Raw genomic sequence first — 14,702 nt, forward strand, 5'->3', positions numbered from 1 at the left:
AAGCCCTCGTCCAGCTCGGCCGAAACCCCCACTTAAGCCGCGGAATCCCACCAGTTCAGCACCCGGCTGCCATACAGCGTCAGCCACTTCGAAGGCTCGCCCGCCGAGACGTCGACCTCGAACCACACCTGCCCGGCGTGCCGATGGGCCTGTAGCCAAGTCCCGTCCGGCTGCCGTGCGGCACGGATGCGTTCGACGGCTTCGGCCATTCGCGGATCCGGAGCCGTACCATCGTGCAGCGAAGCCTCCCGGAAGTAGTCCGCCGCGTTCAGCACGTCGTAGAACCAGCGGAACGGATACGCGAAGACCGTGGTGCACGGCGCGATCTCCGCACCCGTCGACAGCCGCCGGAACAGGCCTCGCTCCAGCAGGTACTCCTCACCCGAGCGCCGCGCGGCCCGCGAAGCCGGAGTGCCACCGGTCGCGGTCTCGAAGGCGAGCAGGCCTTTGAGCGAGTTCAGCGTCGAGTGCACGGACGAGCGCCGGGAACCCGAGACCCACTCGCAGTTCCAGCCACCGTCGGGTTGTTGATGCTCCGAGAACCAGGTGACGAGCGGGGCGACGTCGGCACCGAGCCACAGGCCGTTCGCGAGGGTCCACGCGTTGATGCAGCAGTCGACCTCGCCACCCCAGTACGGGAGATCGTCGTACTCCCACCGGCTGTTCCGAGCGAGGAGTTCGGCCGTCCCGGTAAGGACCGCGGCGTCCATGCCCCACTCACGCAGAGTGTTGAGCGACCACGTCGTCGCGGTCCACGGCTGCTCGCCTTCCGCGCCGGTGAACCCGGCGGGGAAGAACGCGCCGCCCGCCCACTGGCCGTCCGGGTCCTGGTGGGCGAGCAGCCGCGCGCCGAAGCCTTCGGTCGCGATCCGCGCCCGCGTCGCCTCCCAGACCTCGGGCGGTTCGTGCGCGAGGTCGCGTTCCACCTGCCAGCGCAGGGCGGGGTCGGAGTCGAGCAGCCACGGGAGCATGCCAAGACCTTAAGCCTGGTGCCGCCGCGCGAGCGCCTCCGAACCTTGAGCGAGCAGGGTGACGTCGGCGCCGACCAGCACGAACGAAGCGCCGGCGTCGAGGTACCGTTGAGCCTGTGCGGGGTCGAAAGCGTTGACGCCGACCGGTTTTCCCTGCGCGCGAACCGCTTCGAAGGTGCCCAAGACGGCCGCGGTGACGTCGGGGTGCGTCTGTTTTCCGAGCAAGCCCATCGAGGCGGCCAGGTCGGACGGCCCGACGAACACCCCGTCGACGCCGTCGACAGCGGCGATCTCGGCGGCCGCCGCGACTCCCGCCGTCGACTCGATCTGCACGAACAGTGACGTGAACTCCTCGGCCTTCGCGAGATAGTCCTCGACCCGGTTCCAGCGCGCCGACCGAGACAAAGCGCTGCCGACACCACGCACGCCGCGAGGCGGATAGCGGACGGCCCGCACGACAGCCTCCGCCTCCTCCGCGCTGTCGACCATGGGCACCAGCAGGTTCTGCGCGCCCAGGTCGAGCAGCTGCTTCAGCGCGACCGCGTCACCGGACGGGGCACGCACCATCGGCGTAATGGGATACGCGGCGATCGTCTGCAGCAACGACTGCACCGTCTCGAGCCCGGCGGGGGAGTGCTCGGTGTCGACGAGCAACCAGTCGAGCCCGGAACCCGCGCAGATCTCCGCGACGACCGGGCTGCCCGACGTGACCCACATGCCGATCAGCGGCCGCTCGCCCAGCCGATCCCGGAACGGCGGATCTAGACGAAGCGGCATGTGATCGCCCCCAGATCCCGGTAGTCGGCGGTCACGGTGTCGCCCGGGTGCACCCACATCGGCCGCGTGAACGAGCCGGCCAGCACGATGTCGCCCGGATCGAGCTTGTCACCGTGCTGGGCGAGTTTGTTCGCGAGCCAGGCGACGCCGTTCGCGGGATGGTTCAGCACCGCGGCGGCGACCCCGGATTCCTCGATGGTCTCGTTGCGGTACAGCAGCGCCGAAACCCACCGCAGGTCGACGGCGTCCACCGCGACCGGGTTGCCGCCGTAGACCATCCCGCCCATGGCGGCGTTGTCGCTGATCGTGTCGACGATGGTCCGGCCCGCCATCTCGATCCGTGACGACAGGATCTCCAGTGCGGGTACGACGTATTCGGTCGCCCGCAACACGTCGAACACCGTGGCGTCCGGCCCCGACAGGGAGTCACGAAGGACGAAGGCCAGCTCGACCTCGATGCGCACGTTCGAGAACCGGCCGTGCTCGATCACGGAGCCGTTCTCGAACACCATGTCCGCGAAGATGGCGCCGTAGTCGGGTTCGGTGATCCCGGTGGCGGCCTGCATGACCTTCGACGTGAGCCCGATCTTGCGCCCGACCGGACGGCGCCCCGCCGCGATACCCCGGCGCCGCCATTCGTTCTGCACGGCGTACGAGTCCTCGACGGTCATGTCCGGATAGCGCGCCGTCAGCAGCGGGATCGTCTCCCGTGCCTCCTCCGCGGCCGCCAGTTCGTCGGCGATCGCGGCGATCGTTTCCTGTTCGAGCATGTCCCCGCCCTATGGTCTGCTGGTGAACCCGCGACCGCGATCGACGCCGGCAGGAAGCACCCGGTCATCGCCGTCACTGTCGCCTTCCAGATACATCTGCAGCTCCGCCAACCCGCCTCAGAGCTGGTTGCCGAGTTTGTACTCGCCCTGTTTCCAGGCCGGCAGTTCACCTTCGTCGTCACCCTTGCGGGTGTAGGAGAAGCCGTCGGCGCCGATGGTGACCTCCAGTTCGCTTTCCTCGGTCCGCGCGACCACGGGCTGCGGCTTGCCGTCGAGGTCGAGCACGAGCGAGGCGTCGGTGTACCAGGACGGGACCACCGGCGTGCCCCACCAGTCGCGGCGCTGGTTGTCGTGCACGTCCCAGGTGACGACCGGGTTGTCGGGGTCGCCGGTGTAGTAGTCCTGCGTGTAGATCTCGACGCGATGCCCGTCCGGGTCGCGCAGGTACAGGTAGAACGCGTTCGAGACGCCGTGCCTGCCGGGGCCGCGTTCGATGTGGTCCGACATCCGCAGCGAGCCGAGTTTGTCGCAAATGGACAGAATGTTGTGCTTCTCGTGCGTGGCGAAGGCGACGTGGTGCATCCGCGGCCCGTCTCCGCCGGTCATCGCGGTGTCGTGCACGGTCGGCTTGCGGCGCATCCAGGCCGCGTACGTGACGCCCTGGTCGTCCTGGATGTCTTCGGTGACGCGGAAGTTGAGGTCTTCCATGTGCTTCACCGCGCGCGGGACGTCCGGCGTGACCTGGTTGAAGTGGTCGAGCCGGACCAGCGCGCCCGGGACGTGCAGGTCGTAGCGCCAGCTGAGCCTGTCGACGTGCTGGACCTCGTGGAAGAACTCGAGCGGGAAGCCGAGGGGGTCCTGCACGCGCACCGAGTCGCCGATGCCTTTGGTGAACCCGTTCTCGTTGCGCTCGACCCGGCAGCCCAGTTCCGTGTAGAACGCGACGGCCTTGTCCAGGTCCTCCGGCGACCGCACCCGGTACGAGAAGGCCGCGACCGCGGCGACCGGACCCTGGCGCAGCACGAGGTTGTGGTGGATGAACTCGTCGATCGTACGGAGGCTGACCGTCGTCTCGTCCTCCTCGGTCACCGTCAGGCCGAGGACGTCGGCGTAGAACGAGCGCGACCGCGCCAGATCGGTGACGACGAGTTCCATGTACGCGCAGCGCAGGACGTCCGGCGGCGGCGATTGCGGGGTGGGGATCGGCTTCATTGCGTCATCCTTTGTGGACGGGGGAACGGGGTCAGCCCTTGCCGAAGGCGGGGTTGTGCACCTCGCCGAGGTTGATGTGCACCGCCTGCTGGTCGGTGTAGAAGTCGATCGAGCGGTAGCCGCCCTCGTGTCCCAGCCCGGACGCCTTCACCCCGCCGAAGGGCGTGCGCAGGTCACGGACGTTGTTCGAGTTGAGCCAGACCATGCCCGCCTCGACGGACTGCGCGAAGTTGTGCGCCCGCTTGAGATCGTTGGTCCAGACGTAGGCCGCGAGCCCGTACTTCGTGTTGTTCGCGAGCTCCAGCGCCTCTTCTTCGCTGTCGAACGGCGTGATCGCGACGACCGGGCCGAAGATCTCCTCCTGGAAGATCCGGGCGTCCGGTTTGACGTCGGCGAACACCGTCGGCGCCACGTAGTTCCCGGTCGGGAAGCCGTCCGGGCGGCCACCGCCGGCGACGAGCCTGCCCTCGGTCTTGCCGATCTCGATGTACTTCATGACCTTGTCGTAGTGCTCGGGGTGCACCAGCGCGCCGACTTCGGTCTCGGGGTCGCTCGGGTCGCCCACCTTGACCCGCTTGGCCTGCGCGGCGTAGCGCTCGACGAACTCGTCGTAGATCGCGCGCTCGACCAGGATCCGGCTGCCCGCGGTGCAGCGTTCGCCGTTGAGCGAGAAGACGCCGAAGATCGTCGCGTCGATCGCGGTCTCCAGATCGGCGTCGGCGAAGACGATGGCGGGGGACTTGCCGCCCAGCTCCATCGACAGTCCTTTGAGGAACGGCGCGGCGTTGCCGAAGATCAGGCTGCCGGTGCCGCTCTCGCCGGTGAACGAGATCAGCGGGACGTCCGGATGCTTCACCAGCGCGTCGCCGGCGTCCTCACCGAAGCCGTTGACGAGGTTGAACACGCCCGGCGGCAGCCCGGCCTCCTCGAAGATCTCCGCCCACAGCGAAGCGGAAAGCGGGGTGAACTCCGCGGGTTTGAGCACCACGGTGTTGCCGGTCGCGAGCGCGGGCGCGAGCTTCCACGACTCCAGCATGAACGGCGTGTTCCACGGCGTGATCAGGCCGGCGACGCCGATCGGCTTGCGGTTGACGTAGTTGATCTGACGGCCGGGCACCTTGTAGGTGTCGTCGGCCTGCGCGACGATCAGGTCGGCGAAGAACCGGAAGTTCTCCGCAGCCCGGCGTGCCTGGCCCAGCGCCTGCGAGATCGGCAGACCGGAGTCGAAGCTCTCCAGCGCGGCCAGCCGCTTGTCCCGCGACTCGACGAGATCGGCGATGCGGTTGAGCACGCGTGACCGCTCGCGCGGCAGCAGCTTCGGCCAAGGCCCCTCGGTGAACGCATTCCGCGCGGCGGCGACGGCGCGGTCGATGTCGGCCTTCTTCCCCGCGGCGGCCTGGACGTAGACCTCGTTGGTGACCGGGTCGATCACGTCGAAGACGGCGCCGTCGGCCGAATCGGCGAGTTCGCCGCCGATGTAGTGCCGGATCCGCTCCGGGACACCGTCCGGGATCGGCCGGGGAGTGGTGGTGGTCAAGACTAGCCCTCCTCAGTCAGCGGTTCGCGCGCTCTCGAGCGTCCAAAAAGGCCTGCATGGTGGCCCAGCGGTGATTGCGCGCGGCGAATTCGATGTCGAGCGGATCAGCCTTCTCGGTGATCAGCCGGAGGATCTCTTCGTGTTCCTCGACCGACCGGTGCGCGCGGTCGGGCACGAACGCGAACGTGGAGTCGCGCAGCCCGGACAGCCGGGTCCAGCCCTGGTGCACGAGGTCGAGGATCTGCGGGTTGGGACAGCATTCGAAGAGCAGCGAGTGGAACTGCTGGTTCAGCGCGGTGAACTCGTGCGCGTCGAAGTGGTCCAGCAGCGTGATCATGCGTTCGTTCACCCGCCGCGCCCGCGCGATGTTCTCTTCGGACAGCTGCGGCGCGGACAGCGCGGTGGCGACACCTTCGACCACGCCGAGGGTCTGCATCGCGTGGACGTACTCGTTCTGGTCCACCATCGCCACGCGCGCGCCGACGTTGCGTTCGAAGGTCACCAGCCGTTCGGCCTCCAGCCGCCGGATCGCCTCGCGCACCGGGACGACGCTCATGTCGAGCGCGCCGGCGATCTCGGCGAGCACCAGCCGGTAGCCGGGTCCGTACTCGTGCCGGGCGATCCGCTCACGCAGCCACTCGTAGGCGAGTTCGGACTTGCTGGTCGTCTTCACTGCTTCTTCTGCCATGCCTCATACCTTTCCCGCCACAACGGGTTCAGCGGGAAGAGCCCCTCGATCGGGCGGCCCTGTCCGACCTGCTCGGCGATCCACGCGTCTTCGTCCTCCTGGACGAGCGCCGCGTCGGCGATCTCTTCGGCCAGCGACGGCGGGATGACGACCACGCCGTCGTCGTCACCGACGATGAGGTCGCCGGGCAGCACGGTGGCCCCGCCACAGGCGACCGCCACGTCGGTGTCCCACGGCACGTGTTTGCGGCCGAGGACCGCCGGATGCGGGCCCTGCGAGAACACCGGCAAGCCGGTCGCGGCGACTGCCTCGAAGTCGCGGACCCCGCCGTCGGTGATCACCCCGGCGGCGCCGAGGTAGCGCGCCCGCAGCGCCAGGATGTCCCCGAGCGTTCCGGAACCCTTGTCACCGCGTGCTTCGATGACGATCACCTCGCCGGCACCGACCGAGTCGAAGAGGCGCTTCTGCGCGTTGTAACCGCCGCCATGGGACTTGAATAGGTCCTCGCGGTTCGGGACGAAACGCAAAGTCCTCGCCGTGCCGACGACCTTCGAACCGGGCAGATTGGGCCGCACGCCATCGATCGCGACGTTGTTCAGCCCGCGTTTGCGCAGCTGGGCGGACAATCCCGCGACAGGCGCACGAAGAAGCTTGGCGCGCAGTTCCTCGCTGAGCGTTGGCGAGTTCTCTTCGACCGCTTCGGCGGGAGTTCCCCAAGCTTCGGCGCGCTGCTTGTCGTCGACCTCGGGCAGGCTGCCGATGTCCGAAAAGGACCGGATGCCCTGGGTGACGGTGGTGTGGAGCCGTCCGCTACTGAGCGATGTGCCCGGAACGTCCACTTCGACCACGACGACGTCGCCGGGGGAGACCACCGTCGACCCGGCCGGGGTCCCGGTGAGGATGACGTCGCCCGGTTCGAGCGTGAAGTGCTGGGAAAGGTCGGAAACGAACTGCCGCAACGGGAACAGCAGCCCGGCCGTGCTGTCCTCCTGCACCAGGTCGCCGTTCACCCAGGTGCGGACGCGCAGCGACGAGGGATCGATGTCGCGCGCGTCGATGAGGCCGGGGCCGAGCGGGGTGTAGCCGTCGCCGCCCTTGGAACGGACGTTGGAGCCCTTGTCCGCGGCGCGCAGGTCGTAGAGGCCGAAGTCGTTCGCGGCGGTGACCGCGGCGACGTGCTCCCATGCCTTGTCCGGTTTCACCCACCGGGCCGTCGTGCCGATGACCAGCGCGATCTCGCCTTCGAAGGCCAGCAGTTCGGTGCCCGCCGGACGTTCGACCGTGCCACCGGAAGTGCCGATCGAGCTCGACGGCTTGAAGAAGTACGACGGGTTCGCCGGCCGCCGTCCGCGCTGCTCCGCGCGGGACGCGTAGCTGAGATGGACGGCGATGATCTTGCCCGGCCGGCTGTCCAGCGGACCGGACGCGCGGCCGGAAGGCGATGCTGCCTCGTAAGTGCCCATGTTCCCCTGAATCCTCGACCCTTGCTTCGTATCTAATAACGTATATGATTCCGTGCCACAGTGGCAAGGCGGTCACCGAGTGGCCTTCGCCTCGCCCGGGATCCCTGCGGGCCGCCACTCGCGTCAGGCCTATGTCAAAGGAGTCAAGGTGTCGAATCCAGCGCAGGATGAACGCACGCCCGGCCGGACCGCTCCACCGTCTTCCGATCGGCGCCGGGTCGCGTTCGCGACCGTCGTCGGCACCACGGTCGAGTGGTACGACTTCTTCGTTTACGCGTCCGCCGCCGGTCTCGTCTTCGGCAAGCTGTTCTTCTCCGGCCTCGGTGCCAACAGCACGCTCGTCTCCTTCGCCACGGTGGGCGTGAGCTTCCTGTTCCGCCCGCTCGGCGCGTTCCTCGCCGGGCACTTCGGTGACAAGTACGGCCGCCGGGTGGTCCTGGTGCTCACCCTGATCCTGATGGGCGTCGCGACCACGCTGATCGGCGTGCTCCCGACGTTCGATCAGATCGGTGTCCTCGCGCCGGTACTGCTGATCCTGCTGCGGATCCTGCAGGGCGTTTCGGCGGGTGGTGAATGGGGCGGCGCCGTGCTGATGGCCGTCGAGCACGCGCCGTCGAAGCGGAGGGGGCTCTTCGGCGCCTCGCCGCAGATCGGTGTGCCGCTCGGGCTGCTGCTGGCCTCCGGTGTTCTCGCGCTGACCAGCCTGCTCGTCCCCGGTCAGGCCTTCCTCGACTGGGGATGGCGGATCCCGTTCCTGCTCAGTGTCGGGCTGATCCTGGTCGGCCACTATGTACGGCGCCGCGTCGAGGAGAGCCCGGTCTTCCGGGAGATCGCCGAACGCCGCGAGCAGACCAGGACCCCGATCATCCAGCTGTTCCGCAAGCACGCCGTGCTCGTTCTGGTGGCCGCGCTGGTGTTCGCGGGCAACAACGCCGTCGGCTACATGACCACCGGCGGCTACATCCAGAACTACGCGACCAACCCGAAGGGGCCGATCGGGCTCGATCGCGGCCCGGTCCTGTGGGCGGTGACCGCGTCGGCGGCGACCTGGCTGCTGTCGACCTGGGCGGCGGGCGCGGTGTCCGACCGGATCGGCAGGCGGCGTACCTACGTGGTCGGCTGGATCGCGCAGCTCGCCGGCGTCGCGCTGCTCTTTCCCTTGGTGGACACCGGGAACATCGTGTTGCTGGCGCTGGGCCTGATCATCCTCAGCGTCGGGCTCGGGTTCACCTACGGCCAGCAGGCGGCGTTCTACGCGGAGCTGTTCCCCGCGTCGATCCGCTTTTCCGGTGTTTCGATCTCGTACGCGCTCGGCGCGATCCTCGGTGGTGCGTTCGCGCCGACGATCGCCACCGCGCTGGTCGACGCGACCGGAACTTCGGTGTCCGTGGCCGTCTACTTGGGCGGGATGACCGTCATCGGCCTCATCGCCACCTTGCTGCTGCGTGACCGATCGGGGATCCCGCTCGGGCCGGATCACGAAGCCGAGCAGGCGGTCAGCCCGCTGCGCTTCTCGAAGTGATCCCGCCGTCCGTGACGCTCACCCGCCGAGAGCGTCACGGACGGCCTTCCCCGCCGCCTTGAGCCGCTCCGCGAGCTCGGCGGGGGTTCGCGTGCTGGACAGGTAGACGACCGCGAGGGCGGCGGGAGCGTGCCCGCGCAGGGGGAGCGGCACGGCCACCGAGCTGAGGTTCTCGATCACCTCGCCGTGGCTGTCCGCGTAGCCGCGGTCGGTGACTTCCTCGATCCCCTCCGGCCAGTCCTCTTCCGGTAGCTGGGAAAGAATCGCGCGGCCGGGGGCGCCCGCGGTGAACGGATGCCTGGACCCCGGGCGCTGCGCGACGGACGCGACGGCGTGCCGGGGTTCCACGCTGACCAGGGTCACGCATTCCTCGCGGTCCATCACCGCCACGAAACACGTCATGCCGAGTTCGTTCGCGACCGCCGTCAGCTCGGGCAATGCCGCGGCCTGTAGATCGTGTTTGATCCCCGCCGCGAGGGCGGCCAACCGGGCGCCGAGTTCGTATTTCCCCCTGGGTTCCCGCGTGAGGAGCCCGTGCTCTTCGAGGGTGCGGATGAGCCGGTACGCGATCGACCGGTGCACGCCGAGCCGTTCGGCGATCCGGTCGACGCTGAGCGGTTCTTGGGCGTCGGCAAGGACTTCGAGGACACGGATGCCGCGGCTGAGCGTCTGGGACGTGCTCGCGGTCTTGCGGGACTCCGAAATCATCGTATACGATCCATTTCGATAGTTGAACTGGCTGTTCGATTATAGAACAGGAACAGACGATGATGTCACGCGAAACCAGTTTCTCGCCAGGTTCGAGCCTGTATCGGCCGCCCGCGCAGTTCTTCCGAGGCTGTCTCGGCCGGTTCGCGACGGGAGTGGCCGTCGTGACCTTCGATGCCGCCACCAAACGGCACGGCCTGACGGTGAACTCCTTCACCGCGGTCTCGATGGATCCGCCACTCGTTCTCGTCTCGATCCAGCGCACCGTGAGAAGTCACGACCTGCTCGCCGGGCGCCCGTTCGCGGTCAACGTCCTCGGCGCCGAGCAGGAGGCGCTGGCGATGAACTTCGCCGGCCGTCCGACCCCCGAAGGCGCGCCGACGTGGGTCGAAGGCGGGCACGCGCCGCGGCTCGCCGGCGTCCTCAGCTGGTTCGACTGCACGCCGTGGGCCGCCTACGACGGTGGCGACCACACCCTGTTCCTCGGCGAGGTGCGGGAGTTCGACTACCGCTCCGGTGACGCGCTCGGCTTCGTCAACGGGCAGTTCTCGACCATCCACGAATCCGCGCAAGGCCACGAATCCCTGTTCTGACAACGACGTCCACCCCGAGAAGGAGCACGACATGGGAGCCCGTACCGGACAGCAGTACCTCGACAAGCTCAACGCGATGACGCCGGAGCTGTACGTCGACGGCGAGAAGGTGACCTCGAAGGTCGCCGAGCACCCGGCGTTCCGCAACAACGCGCTGACCTACGCGAAGCTGTTCGACCTCCAGCACGATCCGGCGCACCGTGACGTCCTGACCTACGAATCGCCGACCACGGGGGAGCGGGTCGGCACGTCGTTCCTGGTGCCGCGCAGCGAGGAAGACCTCAAGCGCCGTCGCGCCGCCTTCTCCGTGTGGGCCCAGTACTCGAACGGCTTCCTCGGCCGCACCGGCGACTACATGAACTCGTCGCTCACCGCGCTCTCGACCGCGAAGAAGTTCTTCTCCCAGGCCGATCCCGTCTACGGCGAACGCATCCAGAAGTACTACGAGATGGCGCGCGAGAACGACCTCCTCGCGACGCACACCCTGATCCCGCCGCAGGTCAACCGTTCGGTGTCGGGCGGCCAGCAGGGTGGCGGCAACCTGTCGGCGAAGGTGGTCGAGGAACGGGAAGACGGCATCGTCGTCCGCGGCGCCCGGATGCTCGCCACCATCGCACCGATCGCGGACGAACTCCTGGTCTTCCCGTCGACGGTCCTGCGCGGAACCCCCGAGGACGCGCCGTATTCGTACGCTTTCGCCGTCCCGAACGACGCGCCCGGCCTCAAGTACTTCTGCCGGGCCGGGCTCGACCACGGCCGATCGCACTTCGACGAGCCGCTCGCCTCCCGGTTCGAGGAGATGGACGCGGTCGTGGTGTTCGACGACGTCTTCGTCCCGAACGAGCGCGTCTTCCTCTTGGGGCACCCGGAACTGTGCAACGCTTGGTACTCCGAGACCGGCGCCGGTGCGCTCATGACCCACCAGGTCGTCACGCGCACGCTGGCCAAGACGGAGTTCTACCTCGGTCTCGCCAGCGAGATCGCCGCCGCGATCGGCATCGGCGGCTTCCAGCACATCCAGCAGGACCTGTCGGAACTGATCTCCTACGTCGAGATCGAGAAGGCCGTGCTGCGCGCGGCGGAGGCCGACGGGAAACTCAGCGAGGACGGCGTCTTCCTGCCCAAGTGGGAAGTCCTCAACGCGGCCCGCAACTGGTACCCCACGAAGGTCTCGCCGCGGCTGACCGAGATCATCCGCAAGTTCTCCGCCTCCGGCCTCATGGCCTTGCCGGGTGAGGCGGACTTCGAGGCCGAAGGCCGTCCCGACATCGACACGTACCTCCAGTCGGCCACGCTGCCGGCCAAGGACCGCGCGCGACTGTTCAAGCTGGCGTTCGACGCGTCGGTCTCGAGCTTCGCCGGACGGGAGTCGCTGTACGAGTACTTCTTCTTCGGCGACCCGGTGCGGATGGCGGGCGCCCAGGTGAACGCGTACCCGAGGGAGGCGCTGCAGGAACGGGTCCGGGAACTGCTGGCGCGCGACGAGTGACGGGTTCCCCTCGGTGTCCACTGGCTCCCGGCCGTTGTTGATCCTGCGCCAGGGGTCTGGAGGCGGCGTTGCGAAAGCCACTTTCGGGACACCAGACGTCTCGAAAGTGGCTTTCGCGACCCCGGCCAAGCCCAGCACGCGCCACCGAACCGTCCTAGCCACCACGATGCCGGCGTGGGCGGGGACACGCCCGGGATGCAAGAACTTGATTCATTCCAGAAAATGGGCCAGACTGCGGCCGTGCCCACGACCCCGGACTTCGAGCGGATGCTGCGCGGGGCCTCCCTGCGCGTGACGCGTCCCCGGGTGGCCGTGCTGACAGCGGTACGCGACCACCCGCACGCCGACACCGACTCGATCATCGGGGCCGTGCGCACGGAACTCGGCGAGGTCTCTCACCAGGCCATCTACGACGTGTTGCGGGCACTGACCGCCGCGGGTCTCCTTCGGCGGATCCAGCCGTCCGGATCCGTGGCACGGTACGAGTCCCGGGTCGGGGACAACCACCACCACGTCGTGTGCCGGACCTGTGGTGCCATCGCCGACGTCGACTGCGCCGTCGGTCCCGCACCCTGTTTGACCGCGTCGAACGACCAAGGCTTCGTGATCGAAGAGGCCGAGGTCATCTACTGGGGCCTGTGTCCCGATTGCGCCACCGAACCCCGTTCCTGAGCCCTGCAGTTCTGATTCCCGGAAGGATTCCCGTGTCTGACAGCCCGGACGCCGTCATCGGCGAAATGAACGAAGAGAGCGCGGGCGGCTGCCCCGTCTCGTCGGGCCGCCGCAACCACCCCACCGAAGGCGCGGGCAACCGCGACTGGTGGCCGAACCAGCTCAACCTGAAGATCCTCCGGAAGCACTCGGCCGCGTCCGACCCGATGGACGCCGGGTTCGACTACGCCGCCGAGTTCAAGACCCTCGACCTCACCGAGCTCGCGAAGGACGTCGACGCCGTCCTCACGACTTCGCAGGACTGGTGGCCCGCGGACTTCGGCCACTACGGCGGCTTCATGATCCGCATGGCGTGGCACAGCGCGGGCACCTACCGCATCGAGGACGGCCGCGGTGGCGCGGGCGCGGGCATGCAGCGGTTCGCCCCGCTCAACAGCTGGCCGGACAACGGCAACCTGGACAAGGCCCGCCGCCTGCTCTGGCCGGTCAAGAAGAAGTACGGCCGCAAGATCTCGTGGGCCGACCTGATGATCTTCACCGGCAACCGCGCCCTGGAGACCATGGGCTTCAAGACCTTCGGCTTCGCCGGTGGCCGCGCGGACGTCTGGGAACCGGACGAGGACGTGTACTGGGGTCCCGAGCGCACCTGGCTCGGCGACGAGCGCTACACCGGCGACCGTGAGCTGGAGAACCCGCTGGCCGCCGTGCAGATGGGTCTCATCTATGTGAACCCGGAAGGCCCGAACGGCAACCCGGACCCGCTGGCCGCGGCTCGCGACATCCGCGAGACGTTCGGCCGGATGGCGATGAACGACGAGGAGACCGTCGCGCTGATCGCCGGCGGCCACAGCTTCGGCAAGACGCACGGCGCGGCGGACCCGGACAAGTACGTCGGCCCAGAGCCCGAAGGCGCTTCGATCGAGGAGCAGGGCCTCGGTTGGAAGAACACCTTCGGCAGCGGCAAGGGCCGCGACGCGATCACCAGTGGTCTCGAGGTCACCTGGACGCCGACCCCGACCCAGTGGAGCAACTGGTTCTTCCACAACCTCTTCGAGTACGAGTGGGAGCTGACCAAGAGCCCGGCGGGCGCCCACCAGTGGGTCCCGAAGGACGGCAAGGCGAAGAACACCGTGCCGGACCCCGAGGACGGCAAGCTCAACCGCGCGCCCGGCATGCTCACCACCGACCTGGCGCTGCGTTTCGACCCGGTCTACGAGCAGATCTCGCGCCGGTTCTACGAGAACCCGGACCAGTTCGCGGACGCCTTCGCCCGTGCCTGGTTCAAGCTGACCCACCGTGACATGGGCCCGATCCAGCGCTACCTCGGCCCGCTGGTGCCGCAGGAGACGCTGATCTGGCAGGACCCGGTGCCCGCCGTCGACCACGAGCTGATCGACGACGCGGACATCGCCTCCCTCAAGGAGAAGCTGCTCGCGTCGGGCCTTTCGGTCTCGCAGCTGGTCTCGACCGCTTGGGCGTCGGCCTCGACCTTCCGCGGCAGCGACAAGCGCGGTGGCGCGAACGGTGCCCGCATCCGCCTCGAGCCGCAGCGCGACTGGGAGGTCAACGACCCGCAGACGCTGTCCCAGGTGCTGCGGACCCTCGAGGGTGTCCAGGAGGCGTTCAACAGCGCCCAGACCGGCGGCAAGAAGGTCTCGCTCGCCGACCTGATCGTGCTGGGCGGCGTCGCCGCCGTCGAGCAGGCCGCGAAGGAGGGCGGCTTCGAGGTCACCGTGCCGTTCACCCCGGGCCGCACCGACGCGACGGAGGAGCAGACCGACGCCGAGTCGTTCGCCCCGCTGGAGCCGACCGTCGACGGGTTCCGCAACTACCGCGGCAAGGGGCACCGTCTCCCGACGGAGTACCTGCTCATCGACCGCGCGAACCTGCTGAACCTGAGCGCGCCCGAGATGACCGTCCTCGTCGGCGGTCTGCGTGTGCTCGGCGCGAACGCCCAGCAGTCCAAGCACGGCGTGTTCACCGAGAAGCCGGGGTCGCTGACCAACGACTTCTTCGTGAACCTGCTCGACATGGGCGTCCAGTGGACCGCCACGTCGGAGGACGCCGAGACCTTCGAAGGCCGCGATTCCGCGACCGGCGAGGTCAAGTGGACCGGTACCCGCGCCGACCTCGTGTTCGGGTCCAACTCCGAGCTTCGCGCGGTGGCGGAGGTCTACGCCAGCGACGATGCGAAGGAGAAGTTCGTCCGTGACTTCGTTTCCGCGTGGGACAAGGTCATGAACCTCGACCGGTACGACCTGGTCTGAAGCTGATCCGAACGTCCGGGCCCGTCGCATTCC

13 protein-coding genes are annotated in these 14,702 nt (G+C 68.3%); 5 read left to right on the forward strand and 8 right to left on the reverse strand.

Going from position 1 to position 14,702, the window contains the following annotated elements; genetic code table 11:
- Window positions 1–32: 32 nt before the first annotated feature.
- The 7 genes from H4W30_RS08055 to H4W30_RS08085 form a co-directional block, all read right to left on the reverse strand.
- Window positions 33–971, reverse strand: a complete 939-nt coding sequence (locus H4W30_RS08055) for a prenyltransferase/squalene oxidase repeat-containing protein (RefSeq protein WP_192742187.1) — start codon at window positions 969–971, stop codon at window positions 33–35.
- A gap of 9 nt (window positions 972–980) precedes the next feature.
- A complete protein-coding gene (locus H4W30_RS08060; protein ID WP_192742188.1) occupies window positions 981–1,748 on the reverse strand; it encodes an HpcH/HpaI aldolase family protein in 768 nt (255 codons plus the stop codon).
- Complete coding sequence (gene hpaH, locus H4W30_RS08065) at window positions 1,733–2,518, reverse strand: 2-oxo-hept-4-ene-1,7-dioate hydratase (RefSeq protein ID WP_126735016.1); 786 nt, start codon at window positions 2,516–2,518, stop codon at window positions 1,733–1,735. Before hpaH ends, H4W30_RS08060 begins: the two co-directional genes overlap by 16 nt.
- Window positions 2,519–2,635: 117 nt before the next feature.
- Complete coding sequence (gene hpaD, locus H4W30_RS08070) at window positions 2,636–3,730, reverse strand: 3,4-dihydroxyphenylacetate 2,3-dioxygenase (RefSeq protein ID WP_192742189.1); 1,095 nt, start codon at window positions 3,728–3,730, stop codon at window positions 2,636–2,638.
- 31 nt (window positions 3,731–3,761) lie between these two features.
- The gene (hpaE, locus tag H4W30_RS08075; protein ID WP_192742190.1) at window positions 3,762–5,267 is read right to left on the reverse strand and encodes a 5-carboxymethyl-2-hydroxymuconate semialdehyde dehydrogenase; all 1,506 of its coding nucleotides are present in this window, start codon (window positions 5,265–5,267) and stop codon (window positions 3,762–3,764) included.
- Between the two features lie 16 nt (window positions 5,268–5,283).
- Window positions 5,284–5,955 (reverse strand): GntR family transcriptional regulator, encoded by a 672-nt coding sequence (locus H4W30_RS08080; protein ID WP_192742191.1) that lies wholly within the window; start codon window positions 5,953–5,955, stop codon window positions 5,284–5,286.
- Window positions 5,937–7,418, reverse strand: a complete 1,482-nt coding sequence (locus tag H4W30_RS08085) for a fumarylacetoacetate hydrolase family protein (RefSeq protein ID WP_192742192.1) — start codon at window positions 7,416–7,418, stop codon at window positions 5,937–5,939. Before H4W30_RS08085 ends, H4W30_RS08080 begins: the two co-directional genes overlap by 19 nt.
- 148 nt (window positions 7,419–7,566) lie before the next feature.
- Here H4W30_RS08085 and H4W30_RS08090 point away from each other — a divergent pair, with 148 nt between their 5' ends.
- Window positions 7,567–8,940: an MFS transporter gene (locus H4W30_RS08090; protein ID WP_192742193.1), complete on the forward strand. Its 1,374-nt coding sequence runs from the start codon at window positions 7,567–7,569 to the stop codon at window positions 8,938–8,940.
- Window positions 8,941–8,958: 18 nt separating this feature from the next.
- Here H4W30_RS08090 and H4W30_RS08095 read toward each other — a convergent pair whose 3' ends face one another.
- On the reverse strand, window positions 8,959–9,648 hold the full coding sequence (locus tag H4W30_RS08095; protein ID WP_192742194.1) for an IclR family transcriptional regulator: 690 nt from the start codon (window positions 9,646–9,648) through the stop codon (window positions 8,959–8,961).
- 59 nt (window positions 9,649–9,707) lie between these two features.
- Here H4W30_RS08095 and H4W30_RS08100 point away from each other — a divergent pair, with 59 nt between their 5' ends.
- The 4 genes from H4W30_RS08100 (at window position 9,708) to katG (ending at window position 14,669) form a co-directional block, all read left to right on the forward strand.
- Window positions 9,708–10,241 (forward strand): flavin reductase family protein, encoded by a 534-nt coding sequence (locus H4W30_RS08100; protein ID WP_192742195.1) that lies wholly within the window; start codon window positions 9,708–9,710, stop codon window positions 10,239–10,241.
- Between the two features lie 31 nt (window positions 10,242–10,272).
- Entirely contained in the window at window positions 10,273–11,730 is a 1,458-nt protein-coding gene (hpaB, locus tag H4W30_RS08105) for a 4-hydroxyphenylacetate 3-monooxygenase, oxygenase component (RefSeq protein ID WP_192742196.1), read from the forward strand.
- Window positions 11,731–11,970: 240 nt separating this feature from the next.
- Window positions 11,971–12,402, forward strand: coding sequence for a Fur family transcriptional regulator (locus H4W30_RS08110; protein WP_192742197.1), 432 nt, complete (start codon window positions 11,971–11,973; stop codon window positions 12,400–12,402).
- 32 nt (window positions 12,403–12,434) lie between these two features.
- The gene (gene katG / locus H4W30_RS08115; RefSeq protein WP_126735025.1) at window positions 12,435–14,669 is read left to right on the forward strand and encodes a catalase/peroxidase HPI; all 2,235 of its coding nucleotides are present in this window, start codon (window positions 12,435–12,437) and stop codon (window positions 14,667–14,669) included.
- Window positions 14,670–14,702 lie beyond the last annotated feature (33 nt).

The sequence above is a fragment of the Amycolatopsis roodepoortensis genome, from assembly GCF_014873915.1.
Classification (GTDB): Bacteria; Actinomycetota; Actinomycetes; order Mycobacteriales; family Pseudonocardiaceae; genus Amycolatopsis; species Amycolatopsis roodepoortensis.

Excerpts from the sequence above, each read along its gene's own strand:
- H4W30_RS08060 (WP_192742188.1), bottom strand. The coding sequence starts at position 1,748 with ATGCCGCTTCGTCTAGATCCGCCGTTCCGGGATCGGCTGGGCGAGCGG.
- hpaH (WP_126735016.1), bottom strand. The coding sequence starts at position 2,518 with ATGCTCGAACAGGAAACGATCGCCGCGATCGCCGACGAACTGGCGGCC.
- hpaD (WP_192742189.1), bottom strand. The coding sequence starts at position 3,730 with ATGAAGCCGATCCCCACCCCGCAATCGCCGCCGCCGGACGTCCTGCGC.
- H4W30_RS08085 (WP_192742192.1), bottom strand. The coding sequence starts at position 7,418 with ATGGGCACTTACGAGGCAGCATCGCCTTCCGGCCGCGCGTCCGGTCCG.
- H4W30_RS08080 (WP_192742191.1), bottom strand. The coding sequence starts at position 5,955 with ATGGCAGAAGAAGCAGTGAAGACGACCAGCAAGTCCGAACTCGCCTAC.
- hpaB (WP_192742196.1), top strand. The coding sequence starts at position 10,273 with ATGGGAGCCCGTACCGGACAGCAGTACCTCGACAAGCTCAACGCGATG.
- H4W30_RS08055 (WP_192742187.1), bottom strand. The coding sequence starts at position 971 with ATGCTCCCGTGGCTGCTCGACTCCGACCCCGCCCTGCGCTGGCAGGTG.
- H4W30_RS08100 (WP_192742195.1), top strand. The coding sequence starts at position 9,708 with ATGATGTCACGCGAAACCAGTTTCTCGCCAGGTTCGAGCCTGTATCGG.
- H4W30_RS08095 (WP_192742194.1), bottom strand. The coding sequence starts at position 9,648 with ATGATTTCGGAGTCCCGCAAGACCGCGAGCACGTCCCAGACGCTCAGC.